The 13,394-nt window shown below is 71.0% G+C and carries 14 protein-coding genes; 6 read left to right on the plus strand and 8 right to left on the minus strand.

Annotated elements, in window-relative coordinates; all coding sequences use genetic code 11:
* Positions 1 to 44: 44 nt before the first annotated feature.
* Positions 45 to 1,298 (minus strand): MFS transporter, encoded by a 1,254-nt coding sequence (locus tag ACIQTP_RS15750; protein ID WP_403400167.1) that lies wholly within the window; start codon positions 1,296 to 1,298, stop codon positions 45 to 47.
* Between the two features lie 188 nt (positions 1,299 to 1,486).
* Between ACIQTP_RS15750 and ACIQTP_RS15755 the strand changes: the two genes are divergently transcribed.
* The 3 genes from ACIQTP_RS15755 (at position 1,487) to ACIQTP_RS15765 (ending at position 4,047) form a co-directional block, all read left to right on the plus strand.
* Positions 1,487 to 2,128, plus strand: a complete 642-nt coding sequence (locus tag ACIQTP_RS15755; RefSeq protein WP_402035481.1) for a DUF6758 family protein — start codon at positions 1,487 to 1,489, stop codon at positions 2,126 to 2,128.
* A gap of 255 nt (positions 2,129 to 2,383) precedes the next feature.
* Positions 2,384 to 3,241: a PHP domain-containing protein gene (locus tag ACIQTP_RS15760; protein WP_403400169.1), complete on the plus strand. Its 858-nt coding sequence runs from the start codon at positions 2,384 to 2,386 to the stop codon at positions 3,239 to 3,241.
* A gap of 200 nt (positions 3,242 to 3,441) precedes the next feature.
* The gene (locus ACIQTP_RS15765) at positions 3,442 to 4,047 is read left to right on the plus strand and encodes a MarC family protein (RefSeq protein ID WP_075028797.1); all 606 of its coding nucleotides are present in this window, start codon (positions 3,442 to 3,444) and stop codon (positions 4,045 to 4,047) included.
* A 120-nt stretch (positions 4,048 to 4,167) separates the two neighbouring features.
* On the opposite strand, the gene ACIQTP_RS15770 is transcribed toward ACIQTP_RS15765, so the two are convergent.
* Positions 4,168 to 4,320 (minus strand): hypothetical protein, encoded by a 153-nt coding sequence (locus tag ACIQTP_RS15770; protein WP_095852725.1) that lies wholly within the window; start codon positions 4,318 to 4,320, stop codon positions 4,168 to 4,170.
* A gap of 226 nt (positions 4,321 to 4,546) precedes the next feature.
* Here ACIQTP_RS15770 and ACIQTP_RS15775 point away from each other — a divergent pair, with 226 nt between their 5' ends.
* On the plus strand, positions 4,547 to 5,443 hold the full coding sequence (locus tag ACIQTP_RS15775) for an NYN domain-containing protein (RefSeq protein ID WP_403400172.1): 897 nt from the start codon (positions 4,547 to 4,549) through the stop codon (positions 5,441 to 5,443).
* Between the two features lie 42 nt (positions 5,444 to 5,485).
* Here ACIQTP_RS15775 and ACIQTP_RS15780 read toward each other — a convergent pair whose 3' ends face one another.
* Together ACIQTP_RS15780 and ACIQTP_RS15785 are read right to left on the minus strand one after the other, a co-directional pair.
* Positions 5,486 to 6,355, minus strand: a complete 870-nt coding sequence (locus tag ACIQTP_RS15780) for an alpha/beta fold hydrolase (RefSeq protein ID WP_403400174.1) — start codon at positions 6,353 to 6,355, stop codon at positions 5,486 to 5,488.
* A gap of 129 nt (positions 6,356 to 6,484) precedes the next feature.
* Positions 6,485 to 8,911 carry a DEAD/DEAH box helicase gene (locus tag ACIQTP_RS15785; RefSeq protein ID WP_403400176.1) on the minus strand — a complete coding sequence of 809 codons (2,427 nt, stop codon included), beginning with the start codon at positions 8,909 to 8,911 and terminating at the stop codon, positions 6,485 to 6,487.
* Between the two features lie 472 nt (positions 8,912 to 9,383).
* Here ACIQTP_RS15785 and ACIQTP_RS15790 point away from each other — a divergent pair, with 472 nt between their 5' ends.
* A complete protein-coding gene (locus ACIQTP_RS15790) occupies positions 9,384 to 10,145 on the plus strand; it encodes a ferritin-like fold-containing protein (RefSeq protein ID WP_403400178.1) in 762 nt (253 codons plus the stop codon).
* A gap of 91 nt (positions 10,146 to 10,236) precedes the next feature.
* On the opposite strand, the gene ACIQTP_RS15795 is transcribed toward ACIQTP_RS15790, so the two are convergent.
* From ACIQTP_RS15795 to ACIQTP_RS15810, 4 genes are all read right to left on the minus strand, one after another.
* Positions 10,237 to 10,506, minus strand: a complete 270-nt coding sequence (locus ACIQTP_RS15795) for a hypothetical protein (protein WP_402035495.1) — start codon at positions 10,504 to 10,506, stop codon at positions 10,237 to 10,239.
* A gap of 270 nt (positions 10,507 to 10,776) precedes the next feature.
* Positions 10,777 to 11,004 carry a DUF3107 domain-containing protein gene (locus ACIQTP_RS15800; RefSeq protein WP_028801993.1) on the minus strand — a complete coding sequence of 76 codons (228 nt, stop codon included), beginning with the start codon at positions 11,002 to 11,004 and terminating at the stop codon, positions 10,777 to 10,779.
* A 146-nt stretch (positions 11,005 to 11,150) separates the two neighbouring features.
* Positions 11,151 to 11,792 carry a TetR/AcrR family transcriptional regulator gene (locus tag ACIQTP_RS15805; protein ID WP_168495305.1) on the minus strand — a complete coding sequence of 214 codons (642 nt, stop codon included), beginning with the start codon at positions 11,790 to 11,792 and terminating at the stop codon, positions 11,151 to 11,153.
* A 198-nt stretch (positions 11,793 to 11,990) separates the two neighbouring features.
* On the minus strand, positions 11,991 to 12,209 hold the full coding sequence (locus tag ACIQTP_RS15810) for a hypothetical protein (RefSeq protein ID WP_403400180.1): 219 nt from the start codon (positions 12,207 to 12,209) through the stop codon (positions 11,991 to 11,993).
* A 187-nt stretch (positions 12,210 to 12,396) separates the two neighbouring features.
* Here ACIQTP_RS15810 and ACIQTP_RS15815 point away from each other — a divergent pair, with 187 nt between their 5' ends.
* Positions 12,397 to 13,386: an alpha/beta fold hydrolase gene (locus tag ACIQTP_RS15815; protein WP_403400182.1), complete on the plus strand. Its 990-nt coding sequence runs from the start codon at positions 12,397 to 12,399 to the stop codon at positions 13,384 to 13,386.
* The last annotated feature ends 8 nt before the right edge of the window (positions 13,387 to 13,394 follow it).

Here is a 13,394-nt window from a genome sequence, read left to right on the forward strand (position 1 = left end):
TTCCCGCCGACCTGAGACAAGGTCAGTTTCCTGGCCGAAAACAGTCAGCCGGCGAACACGGCCACACTGTCCTCGGTGGCGTGCTTCGGCTGGAGCTCCTCGGCCTCGTGGGAGAGCGCGTTGCGTCGTACGTAGACGACGACCGCGCCGACCGCGGCGGTGATCGCGGCGACCACGAACGGGATGTGGATGTCGCTCCACTCCTCGATCTTCGGCGCGAAGTAGGGCGCGGCCGCGGCGGCGAACCACCGGACGAAGTTGTAGCCGGCGCTCGCCACCGGGCGCGGCGCGTCCGACACGCCGAGCGCCAGCTCGGTGTACACGGTGTTGTTCACGCCGATGAAGGCGCCCGACAGGATCGTGCAGACCACGGCCGCGGTGTGGTTGCCGTACCCGAGCACGAGCACGTCGGCGGCGAGCAGGACCAGGGAGCCGCCCAGCACCTTGAGCGAGCCGAACCGTGCTTGCATCCGCGGCGCCACGATCACCGAGAAGACGGCGAGCAGCAGGCCCCAGCAGAAGAACACGGCGCCCGACTTGTAGGGGGTCATGTTCAGCACGAACGGAGTGAAGGCCAGCACGGTGAAGAACGTGTAGTTGTAGAAGAACGCCGACACGGCCGCCGAGGCGAGTCCGCCGTGGCCGAGTGCCTTGATCGGGTCGAGCAGTGAGGTCTTCTTCGCGGGCCTCGGCTGCTCCTTCAGGAACGCCGTGATGCACAGGAAGCCGATCGCCATCAGGAACGCGGTGCCGAAGAAGGGGTAGCGCCAGCTGGCATTGCCGAGCAGGGCGCCGAGCAGCGGCCCGCACGCCATGCCGAGGCCGAGCGCGGACTCGTAGAGCAGGATCGCCGCGGCGCTGCCGCCCGCCGCCGCGCCGACGATGACGGCGAGGGCGGTGGAGACGAACAGCGCGTTGCCCAGGCCCCAGCCGGCCCGGAAGCCGACGAGTTCGCCGACCGAGCCGGACGTGCCCGCGAGCCCCGCGAAGACCACGACGAGCGCGAGGCCGAGCAGCAGGGTCTTCTTGCCGCCGATGCGGCTGGAGACGAAGCCGGTCACCAGCATCGCGACCGCGGTGATCAGGAAGTACGAGGTGAAGAGCAGCGAGACCTGGCTCGGGGTGGCGTCCAGGCCCTTGGCGATGGAGGGCAGGATCGGGTCGACGAGCCCGATGCCCATGAAGGCGACGACGGACGCGCCGGCGGTCGCCCAGACGGCCTTCGGCTGCCGCAGGATGCTGCCCGCGCCGGCGTCGAATGTGTCCCCCTCGGCGGGACCTCCCGCGTTGTTGATCATGCTCGCTCCTCGACTGCGTAGGGAGAGATCGGTGGCCATGGATCGATGCTGGATCGTTGGCTTATACACATAATAAGTTAGAAGCGCTAATTAATGCAAGTTGCATCTAGTTCCATCGGGTGACCGGCACGCTCCGGACGGGTGATCGTCCTTGACGCGGCGAAAGACGGGGAGGACCGTGGGGCTCTATGAGGGGCGAACCCAGTTGCCCGAAGTGTGGTGGCCGGGTCAGGGCTCCCGGCCTCTTTGCCGACTCCTGGCAGTGCGATGTGCACGGGACCGTGTATCCGCTGCAGCCCGTGATCCCGCCCAGCGTCGAGGCCCTCGGTGTAGTGGTGCACCGTGCCCGGGTGCCGGTGTGGATGCCGTGGCCGCTGCCGGTCGGCTGGCTGTTCACCGGCGCGGCATTCGCCGGTGACGATCGCAGCGGAGGGCGCGCGACGGCCGTGGCCTGCTCGGGCCCCGGACCGCTCGGCGGCATAGGGGAGCTGATCCTCGTCGCCGAGGAGCTCGGCGTCGGCCTCGGCGCGCGGTACGCGGGCATCGACGGACCCGACCCGGGGCCGTACATGAACGTCGAGAAACCACCCCAGGCGAAGGTCCTCGCGGCCGGCCGCCCGACCCCGCTCTGGCATGTGACCGGCAGCCCCGACGACCGTGCCGTCTTCGCGGGCGAGGCGCTGGGGCTGTGGGTGTGGGCGGTGGTGTGGCCCGAGCAGTCGGGGTTGCTGATGTACGACGAGCTGGTGCTGACGGATCTGCGGGATGCGGGGGCGGAGGTGGATCTGTTGCCGTGCGGGGCGTTGTCGCCGCGGATCCTGGAGCCGTAGCGCTCCGCTGTGGTGCAGGGTGCCTTGGGTGGATGCGTGCGGGTGCCTTGAGCGGGTGGATGCGTGCGGGTGCCTCGGGCGGGTGGATGCGTGCGGGTCGTCGTTGGCTGAGCGCGCGGTTACCCGCGCCCCCGGAGGGCTTCGCGCAGGTTGGCTGTAGGGGGCGCCCGGCACTTGTGGGTGTGACAGGGCGCCCGGAACTCCCGTTATGCTTGAGCGTCCCCCGCCACCCCGTCACCGCCTGGAGTCCGCGTCGTGCGCATCGATCTGCACACCCACTCCACCGCGTCCGACGGTACGGACACCCCCGCCGAACTCGTGCGCAACGCCGGCGCCGCCGGTCTCGACGTCGTCGCGCTGACCGATCACGACACCAGCCGTGGATACGCGGAGGCGCTGGCCGCGCTGCCCGAGGGGCTGACCCTCGTCACGGGCGCCGAGCTCTCCTGCCGTCTCGACGGCGTCAGCATGCACATGCTGGCCTACCTCTTCGACCCCGAGGAGCCCGGACTGCTCGCCGAGCGCGAGCTGGTGCGCGACGACCGCGTGCCGCGCGCCCGGGCCATGGTCGCCAAGCTCCGGGAGTTCGGGGTGCCGGTCACCTGGGAGCAGGTCGCGCGCATCGCGGGCGACGGATCCGTCGGGCGACCGCACGTCGCCTCCGCCCTGGTCGAGCTGGGGGTCGTGGACAGCGTCTCCGACGCCTTCACGGAGGACTGGCTGGCCGACGGCGGCCGGGCCTACGTCCCCAAGCACGAGACCGACCCCTTCGAGGCGATCCGCCTCGTCAAGGCCGCGGGCGGCGTGACCGTCTTCGCGCACCCGGCCGCCGCCAAGCGCGGCCGGACCGTGCCGGAGTCCGCGATCGCCGACCTGGCCGCCGCCGGGCTCGACGGCATCGAGGTCGACCACATGGACCACGAGCCGGCCACCCGCGCCCGGCTGCGCGGCCTCGCCGCCGACCTGGGACTGCTCGCCACCGGGTCCAGCGACTACCACGGCAGCCGCAAGACCTGCGTGCTCGGGGAGTTCACCACCGACCCCGAGGTGTACGGCGAGATCACCCGGCGGGCGACCGGGGCGTTCCCCGTGCCGGGCGCCGGCGGAGCCTGACGCCCGCCTTCACGCCCCAGGTTCCTCAAAGCGCCCGACCAGGCGCCCGACAAGGCGCCCGCCCAAGCGCCGACAAGACGCCAAGCGCCCGACGCCGGCCGTCGTGTGCCTCCGTTCCGCCCGGCGGAACGCCTTTCCCCAGCGGTGGCGGCTGATCCCGCCGCGCCGCCCTTCCCACCTTCGCAAGGCCTCACTCACTCATGTTCGACGTCGCTGTCTTCGGCTCCCTCTTCCTCACCCTCTTCGTCATCATGGATCCCCCCGGGATCACCCCGATCTTCCTCGCGCTCACCGCGGGACGCCCCGCCAAGGTGCAGAAACGGATGGCCCTCCAGGCGGTCTGCGTGGCCGGCGGAGTGATCGCCGTCTTCGGCCTCCTCGGCCACCAGATCCTCGACTACCTGCATGTGTCCGTGCCCGCGCTGATGATCGCGGGCGGGCTGCTGCTCCTGCTGATCGCCCTCGACCTGCTGACCGGCAAGACCGACGAGCCCAAGCAGACCAAGGACGTCAACGTCGCCCTGGTACCGCTCGGCATGCCGCTGCTCGCGGGCCCCGGCGCGATCGTGTCGGTGATCCTCGCGGTCCAGAAGGCCGACACCGTCGCCACCCAGGTGTCCGTGTGGGCCGCGATCCTCGCCATCCACGTCGTCCTGTGGCTGGTCATGCGCTACTCGCTGCTGATCATCCGCGTCATCAAGGACGGCGGTGTCGTGCTGGTGACCCGGCTCGCGGGCATGATGCTGTCCGCGATCGCCGTGCAGCAGATCATCAACGGGATCACCCAGGTGATCCGGGCGAGCTGACCGTGAGCCCGTGAGAACGCGCAAAGCCCCGTACGGCATCGATGCCGTACGGGGCTTTGAAGTCTGAAGGCGTCCGCCCGGAGGTGAATCGCTCCGTGGCTCTTCAACTGCTCTGAACTGTTATGAAGCGGACGATTCGGCCGGGCGGATCCACAGTCGCTGCCCGATGGCGGCGGCCTGCTGAACGATCCGGTTGACGGAGGCGGCGTCTACAACGGTGGTGTCCACGGGCGTGCCGTCGACATCGTCGAGTCGCATGATTTCGAAGCGCATGGGCTTCTCCCTTCGTCTGGTCATCCTCCTGAGGAGAACTACTGGTGCGTGGTGCGCGAGACGTCGGTGCTCCCGCTTCCGTTCGTATTCAACGGCATGCGTGTTACAAACATTCCCTACGCTAAGGAAATTTTTCGAGAACCTAATTACTGTCGGGTAAGAAGTCTGAACGAGACTGAACGGGACCGGTTGTGTTCGCAGCGTGACCGCCGGGACAATGGAGGTGATGAACGACGACCACGCGGCGCTCGGCGCCCGCATCGACCGCACGAACGAGCTGCTCCAGCGCATGCTCGCCGAGGTGGCGAAGACGCCCTCGACCCATGCGATCTTCGTCGACGCCGGATACCTGTACGCGGCCGCGGGGCGGCTCGTATTCGGGACCGAGGACCGCCGCGCCTTCGACCTGGACGCCGAAGGCCTCATCGAGGCGCTCATCGACAGGGCCCGCACCATCTTCGCCGACAGCAGGCTGCTGCGCGTCTACTGGTACGACGGCGCACGCCGCCGTATCCACACCGCGGAACAGCAGTCGATCGCCGAACTCCCGGACGTGAAGGTCCGCTTGGGCAACCTCAACGCCAACAACCAGCAAAAGGGCGTCGATTCCCTCATCCGCTCCGACCTGGAGTCCCTCGCCCGGCACCGCGCCATCAGCGACGCCGCGCTGCTCGGCGGCGACGAGGACCTGGTGTCGGCGGTCGAGGCGGCGCAGGGGTACGGGGCGCGGGTCCACCTCTGGGGCATCGAGGCGCCCGAGGGCCGCAACCAGGCCGAGCCGCTGCTGTGGGAGGTCGACAGCCAGCGCACGTTCGACCTGGAATTCTTCAAGCCCTACGTGTCGCGGCGGACCTCCGCGACCTACGACCCGACGGCGGCGAACCGGCCCACCCGCGACGACGTGCGGTTCGTGGGCGCCCAGATCGCCGCGAAGTGGCTGGCCGCGCGGGGGCGCGAGGCGCTGGTGGAGCTGCTGCCCGGCCACCCCTACCTGCCCGGCTCGGTCGACCAGGATCTGCTGGTCGAGGCCGAGGGGCTGCTGCAGTACTCCCTGCGGGGCCAGGCGGACCTGCGCCGCGCGCTGCGGGACGGCTTCTGGGAGCACTTGCAGGCGCAGTACTAGCTCCTACGGCCCGCCTCCCGGTTACTGCGGCCCGCCTCCCGGTCACTGGTCCGCGTGGTCCCAGAACCGGGCGAGGGCGAGGGCCGTCTGCTCGGGCTGGTCCGTGTTCGGGGAGTGCTCGGCTCCTGCTACGACCGTGCGCCGGGCCTTGAGGCGTACGGCCATGTCGTCCAGGAGCGGCACTGGCCAGGTGTCGTCGAACGCGCCGGACAGCACATGCTTGGGCAGGCGTACGGCGGCCAGCTCGGCGACGCGGTCGGGCTCCGTGCACAGCTGACGGCCCGTCGCGATCAGCTGGGCCGGTCGGGTGCGCAGCCAGCGGCGCCGCAGGTCCTCGCGGTCGTCCAGCCCACCGTCGAGATCGGCGGTGTCGATCTCCTCCGGCGCTTCCATCGCCTGGATGGCGTCCCACACCTGGGCCATGTCCATCACGGCGAGGGCGTCCCGGAGCAGTTTGACGCGCTGCTGCTGGGAGGTGGAGATCTGGGCGGGGCCCGAGGCCATGAGGGTGAGTGAGACGAAGGGGGCCGGGTCGAGAAGGACGGCGGCGCGGGCGACCAGTCCGCCGAGGGAGTGGCCGACGAGGTGCACGGGGGTGCCGACGGCTGCCGTCTGCGCGAGCACGTCCTGCGCCAACTCGTCCTGCGCGTACGCCGATTCGTCGTGCTCGGGGCCGTCGCTCTCGTACTGCCCGCGGCCGTCCACGGCGACGGTACGGTACCCGCGCGCCGCGAGCGGCTCGTGCAGCGCGATGAAGTCTTCCTTGCTGCCGGTGAAACCCGGCAGCAGCAGCACGGTTCCCTTCAGCTGCGCCTGCGGCGCGGCGTCGAGCACGGCGAACTCGCCGCGGGTGGTGCGGAGACGGTAGGCACGGACACCGGCGGGCGGCGCGAAGGAGGGGGGCCTGCTCATGCCCCGAGGCTATCGGGCGGGGCTCCGCCCCGGATCCCCGCCCCAGGTGGGGATGGGGACGGGTAGGGGTGGCGAGAACGCCGATGGCCCGGCCCCACCGCATGGGGGACCGGGCCATCGGGCTGAGGATCAGCTCTCCGCGGGCTCCACGGCAGCCGCCGCCTTGCGCGTACGCCGACGGGGCGTTGCCGCCTCCGGCGCCGCCTCCGCGGCGACCGCGGGCTCCACGACCTTGCGCGTACGCCGACGCGGCTTGGCCGCCGGCTCGTCAACGGCGGCCGACTGGGCGGGAATCGCCGCCTCGACGGTCTCCGCGACGGCCTTGCGGGTCCGGCGGCGGACGGGCTTGGCCGCGGCTTCGGCAGTGTCCACGGCCGCTTCGGCGGGCGCCTCGGCCGTGGCCTTGGCCCGCGTACGCCGCGGCTTGGTGGCGGGAACCTCCGGCGCGGCCTCGACCACGTCCACCACGGCCACCGCCGCCTTGCGCGTACGCCGCGGCTTGGCGACCGGCGCCTCGGCAGCGCCCTCCGCCGCGTCGACCGCGACCTCCGCGGGCTCCGCGACCTTGCGGGTACGGCGCCGCGGCTTGGCTTCCGGGGCCTCGACGACGGCGGCGGTCTGCGCCGGAATCTCGGCCTCGACGGTCGCGACGGTGTCGGCGGTCTCCGCGGCGGCCTTGCGAGTGCGGCGGCGGACGGGCTTGGCCGCGGCTTCGGCAGTGTCCACGGCCGCTTCGGCGGGCGCCTCGGCCGTGGCCTTGGCCCGCGTACGCCGCGGCTTGGTGGCGGGGGCCTCCGGCGCGGCCTCGACCACGCCCTCGGCCGTGTCGGCGACGGCCTCGGCGGCCTTGCGGGTCCGGCGACGAACCGGCTTGGCCGGAGCCTCCGTGACGACCTCGGCGACGGGTTCCGCGACGGGCGCGGGCTCCGCGACGACGGTCACGGTCTCGACCGGGGCGGGAGCGGCCTCCGCCGTCTTGCGGGTCCGACGGCGACGCGGCTTCGCGACCGCCTCCTCCGGCGTGGCCTCGATGGTGGCCTCGGCCGTGGCGACGGCGGTCTCCGCGGCCTCAGGGGCCTCGTTCACCGACGGCTCGGAGACCGTGGCGGCAGCCGCCACCGGCTCCGCCGTACCCCCGACGCGCGTACGGCGACGGCGGCGCGGGGTGCGGGGCTCGGTGGCCTCCGCGGCGGCGGGCTCGGTGATCGCTTCCGGAGTCGGCGTCGTGGCCGTCTCCTCCAGCGCGGCACCGTTGCGCGTACGGCGACGGCGGCGGGGCGTGCGCGCCGGGCGCTCACGCTCGCGCTCCACGGGCGCCGGCGCCGACGAACGGCCACCGCGGCCGCGCGGACCGCCACGCCCGCCGGTCTCGCCGAGGTCCTCGACCTCTTCGGCCGCGAGGCCGGCGCGGGTGCGCTCGGCACGCGGCAGGACACCCTTGGTGCCGGCCGGGATGTTCAGTTCCTCGAAGAGGTGCGGGGACGTGGAGTACGTCTCCGGCGGGTTGCTGAAGCCGAGGTCCAGCGCCTTGTTGATGAGCTGCCAGCGCGGGATGTCGTCCCAGTCGACGAGGGTGATCGCGATGCCCTTGGCGCCCGCGCGGCCCGTACGGCCGATGCGGTGCAGGTACGTCTTCTCGTCCTCGGGGGACTGGTAGTTGATGACGTGGGTGACACCCTCGACGTCGATGCCGCGGGCGGCGACGTCGGTGCAGACGAGGACGTCGACCTTGCCGTTGCGGAACGCGCGCAGTGCCTGCTCGCGGGCTCCCTGGCCGAGGTCGCCGTGGACCGCGCCGGAGGCGAAGCCGCGCTGCTGGAGCTGGTCGGCGAGGTCCGCCGCCGTCCGCTTGGTGCGGCAGAACACCATCGCGAGCCCGCGACCGTCGGCCTGCAGTATGCGTGCGACCAGCTCGGGCTTGTCCATGTTGTGCGCGCGGTAGATGAACTGCGCGGTGTTGCGGACCGTGGCGCCCTCGTCGTCCGGCGCCGTGGCGCGGATGTGCGTGGGCTGCGACATGTAGCGGCGCGCGAGACCGATGACCGCACCCGGCATGGTCGCCGAGAACAGCATGGTCTGACGGCGGGCCGGCAGCATGTTCATGATCTTCTCGACGTCGGGCAGGAAGCCCAGGTCGAGCATCTCGTCGGCCTCGTCGAGGACGAGCGCCTTGATGTGCTTGAGGTTGAGCTTCTTCTGGCCCGCGAGGTCCAGCAGTCGGCCCGGGGTGCCGACGATGACGTCGACGCCCTTCTTGAGGGCCTCGACCTGCGGCTCGTACGCCCGGCCGCCGTAGATGGCGAGAACGCGTACGTTGCGGACCTTGCCGGCGGTCAGCAGGTCGTTGGTCACCTGGGTGCACAGCTCGCGCGTCGGGACGACGACGAGGGCCTGCGGGGCGTCGGTGAGCTGCTCGGGCTGGGCCCGGCCCGCCTCGACGTCCGCCGGGACGGTGACACGCTCGAGGAGCGGGAGGCCGAAGCCCAGCGTCTTGCCGGTGCCGGTCTTGGCCTGGCCGATGACGTCGGAGCCCGAAAGGGCTACGGGGAGCGTCATCTCCTGGATGGGGAAGGGAGTGATGATGCCGACGGCTTCAAGGGCTTCGGCCGTCTCGGGAAGGATTCCGAGCTCTCGGAAAGTCGTAGTCAGGGTGCTGCCTCTTCTGTGTGCGCGGTGCGAGGCGAGCGCGGGGGTCGTGTCGGGGACCGTGCCGGGGACGTCGGCCGCTCTTGACGGGCGGGCCGAGTGGCATGGGACCACTGCCGACGCTCGAGCTCTCGTACCGCTGAGGGTTCCCTCCGGATGTCGTACGCAATGTGCCGTACGGACGCGGAGGGCTGTCGGGTCGGAGCCGATCGGGCCACCGACCGGGCATCCTCATTCGTGCGGCCCGTCGAATACTCGCCGGGCGCATTACCACCATACCCCGGAATCGCGCATATGCGATGGCCGATTTGGTCACGTAGTCGTCGTCACACTGATTGACCAGGGACTTCCCTGTTGCGTCGAGCGGGCTATTGTGCGCTTCATGACGACGCCTGACAACGCCGCTGACCCGTCCGCCGAGGCCACCGGCAAGACCACCCCCGCGGCCACCGGAGTCGCCGCGCAGAACTGGGACACGGCCGCGGCCGACCCTCAGTACCGCGCCGCGGTCGTGGACCTGCTCGGAGCGCTCGCGTACGGCGAGTTGGCGGCGTTCGAGCGGCTCGCGGAGGACGCCAAGCTGGCCCCGACGCTCAGTGACAAGGCGGAGCTGGCGAAGATGGCGTCGGCCGAGTTCCACCACTTCGAGCGGCTGCGGGACCGCCTCGCCGCGGTCGGCGCGGAGCCGACCGCGGCGATGGAGCCGTTCGTCGCCGCGCTCGACGGCTTCCACCGGCAGACGGCTCCCTCGGACTGGCTGGAGGGCCTCGTCAAGGCGTTCGTCGGCGACTCGATCGCCAGTGACTTCTACCGGGAGGTCGCCGCACGCCTCGACGCCGACACGCGCGGGCTCGTGCTCAGCGTCCTCGACGACACCGGGCACGCGAGCTTCGCCGTCGAGAAGGTGCGCGCCGCCATCGACGCGGACCCGCGTGTGGGCGGCCGGCTCGCGCTGTGGGCGCGGCGGCTGATGGGCGAGGCGCTGTCGCAGTCGCAGCGGGTCGTCGCGGACCGTGACGCGCTGTCGACGATGCTCGTGGGCGGTGTGGCGGACGGGTTCGACCTCGCGGAGGTCGGCCGGATGTTCTCGCGGATCACCGAGGCCCACACCAAGCGGATGGCGGCACTGGGCCTGGCGGCCTAGACCCGGTTTCCCCGGTTTCCCCGGTTTCCACGGTTCCCTCGGTTCCCTCGGGGCTTGCCGGCCTCAGGGGTTTCGCCGTCGCCCGCTTCGGTCACGCCGTCGCCGAGCGGCGGCGAAATCTTTCCGCGGGGCGCAGCAGGAGCGACAGCAGCGCGGCGCAGACAATCGCGGCGCCGGCGAGGATGACCAGGAAGTGGCCGGAGCCCAGCGCCGTGTGCGTCAGGAACGCCCCGAACAGGCCCCCGGCGACACCCGTCGACAGGACCAGGCTGCGGTTCGGCAGCCGGTGCGGCAGTCGGTACGCCGCCCACCATGCCAGGCCGAGACCGAGCATCGCGGCGCCGAGCGCTTCCAAGAACATGGTGGGGGTCCCTCCCGCACGGCCGGTGCAAATCGGTCGTAGCCGGTCTTACCCCTGAGGTGCGGAACGCAATCCTCCTCTGTGGATGTTCTGTGCTCCATCCGTGGTGGTGAGACCGCCTGTACGGGCCCGAAAGGATGCGCGCGGAGGGTCCGGTTCCGTACCCGCGGAGGTTCGGTTCAACTTCGGTTCCGTACATGCGAAGGATCCGGTCCGTACATGCGAAGGGGCCCGGCGACAGTGTCACCGGGCCCCTTCCGCTCGCCTGAACTACAGCGCGCTGAATCCCACCTTGCGCTGCGTGGGCTCGCCGAGCTCCACGTACGCGAGGCGGTCGGCCGGAACCAGGACCTTGCGGCCGTGGTCGTCCACGAGGCTCAGCAGCTGCGACTTGCCGGCCAGCGCCTCGGACACCGCGCGCTCGACCTCTTCCGGGGTCTGACCGCTCTCCAGAACGATCTCGCGGGGCGCGTGCTGCACGCCGATCTTGACCTCCACGGCTTTGTCCCTCCGACGGTCAGTCATGTGCGCGTCTCTCCGCGCCGTACGCTGCACACATTAGCCCGGTGAGGGGACGTGCACGTTCCGGCCGAGAACGCCAAGAGCGAACAGCGGACGGGAACAAAGAGACGGTCGGGCGTGAGTCAGTGGTGATCGGTGCCGTGCAGCGGGAAGCCCGCGATACCCCGCCACGCCAGTGACGTCAGCAGCTGCACCGCCTGGTCGCGCGGGACGCTGCGGTCGCTGTGCAGCCAGGAGCGGGCCACCACCTGTGCGAGGCCGCCCAGGCCCGAGGCGAGGAGCATCGACTCGGCGCGCGAGAGACCGGTGTCCTCCGCGATGACCTCGCAGATCGCCTCCGCGCACTCGTGCGTGACCTTGTCGACGCGCTCGCGGACCGCGGGCTCGTTCGTCAGGTCGGACTCGAAGACGAGCCGGAACGCGCCGCCGTCGTCCTCGACGTACGCGAAGTAGGCGTCCATCGTGGCGCGGACGCGCAGCGAGTTGTCCGTGGTGGACGCGAGCGCCGTCCGTACCGCCTGCAGCAGGGACTCGCAGTGCTGGTCCAGCAGCGCGAGGTACAGGTCGAGCTTGCCCGGGAAGTGCTGGTAGAGAACCGGCTTGCTGACGCCCGCGCGCTCGGCGATGTCGTCCATGGCGGCCGAGTGATACCCCTGCGCAACGAATACTTCCTGGGCGGCGCCGAGGAGCTGGTTGCGTCGGGCACGGCGCGGCAGGCGAGTGCCCCGCGGGCGTGCCGCCTCTGTCTGCTCGATGGCTGTCACGCCGCCTCCCAAAATTGTCCACATGCGGTGTGCGCCGCGCCGCCATCGTACTTTTCGGTAACCCCGCTGTGCGCGGTGCGAGCGCAGAATTTCACGGACCGGACGCGTGCGATAACGACACAGAGGGTGACGAACAGGGTGAGAAAGGCGCGAAGTCGCACCGGATACCGCTGGTCGGCGGGGTCCGGTCACATGGGGTCATCCCCTGTAGTCGTCCTCGTTGAGCCGGACGACCCTGGCCTGCTCGGCGAGGTCGGCCTCGTTGGCGTTGAGCGGGTCACCGGGGGGCGGGTCGATGTCGTCCACCGGATCCAGTTCGCTGAGCTGCTCGGCGAGGTCCGCCTCCGGGGCTTCCGGGTCAACGATCTCCCGGAACCGGTCGTCGAAGGTCTCGGGGTCTGTCGGGTCGACTGTCATGGTTCCTCTTCCCGAGCGGTGCGAGCGCGCTCCTGATGTACGGATCCTGAGGTTCGGATCCTGATGTACCTACGAGTGCCCTCGTTCGAAGCCTAGGAGACACCCGATCGAGGCGCTAGACGATCCGCGTACGATCTGTGACAGCGAACACATGAACCACTGCGTGATCGTCTCGTAACATTGCCGCATGTCTTCGACCGAGCTGCCCGCCGCGCTGGCCACCACCGTCACGCCGAGGGTCGGGACCGTCCGGGTGGCGGAGGGGGAGCGGCTGCGATCGGTCAGTCTGCCCGGGATCACCTTGACCGTACGTTCGAGACCGCCCGCGCGCGAGGGACTGCCGCCCGCCCTGTACGTCCATGGGCTGGGCGGTTCTTCGCAGAACTGGTCGGCGCTGATGCCGCTGCTCGACGGGCTCGTGGACAGCGAGGCGCTCGATCTGCCCGGCTTCGGGGACTCGCCGCCGCCGGACGACGGCAACTACTCGGTGACCGGGCACGCGCGCGCGGTCATCCGTTATCTCGACGCGGCCGAGCGCGGCCCTGTGCACCTCTTCGGGAACTCGCTCGGCGGAGCGGTCGCGACGCGCGTCGCCGCCGTACGCCCCGACCTGGTCGAGACGCTCACCCTGATCTCGCCCGCGCTCCCGGAGATCCGCGCGCAGCGCACCGCGTGGCCGACCGCGCTGCTCTCGGTGCCGGGGGTGGCGCGGCTGTTCACCAGGCTCACCAGGGACTGGGGCGCCGAGCAGCGCGTCCGCGGGGTCATGGCGCTCTGTTACGGCGATCCCGGCATGGTGACGCCCGAGGGGTTCCGCGACGCGGTCGAGGAGATGGAGCGACGGCTCGCGCTGCCCTACTTCTGGGACGCCATGGCGCGTTCGTCGCGCGGCCTCGTGAACGCCTACACGCTGGGCGGCCAGCACGGGCTGTGGCGCCAGGCCGAGCGGGTGCTCGCGCCGACGCTGCTCGTCTACGGCGGCCGTGACCAGCTCGTCGCCTACCGCATGGCCCGGCGCGCGGCGCGCGCCTTCCGCGACTCCCGGCTGCTGTCGCTGCCGGACGCGGGGCATGTCGCGATGATGGAGTACCCGGAGACGGTGGCCTCGGCGTTCCGCGAACTCCTCGCGGAATCGGGCGAGTTGACGTCTCCGGCCGGCGCGGACGCGGGGAGCTGAGGCAGGGC

It is taken from the genome of Streptomyces sp. NPDC090798 (genome assembly GCF_044768965.1).
Classification (GTDB): Bacteria; Actinomycetota; Actinomycetes; order Streptomycetales; family Streptomycetaceae; genus Streptomyces.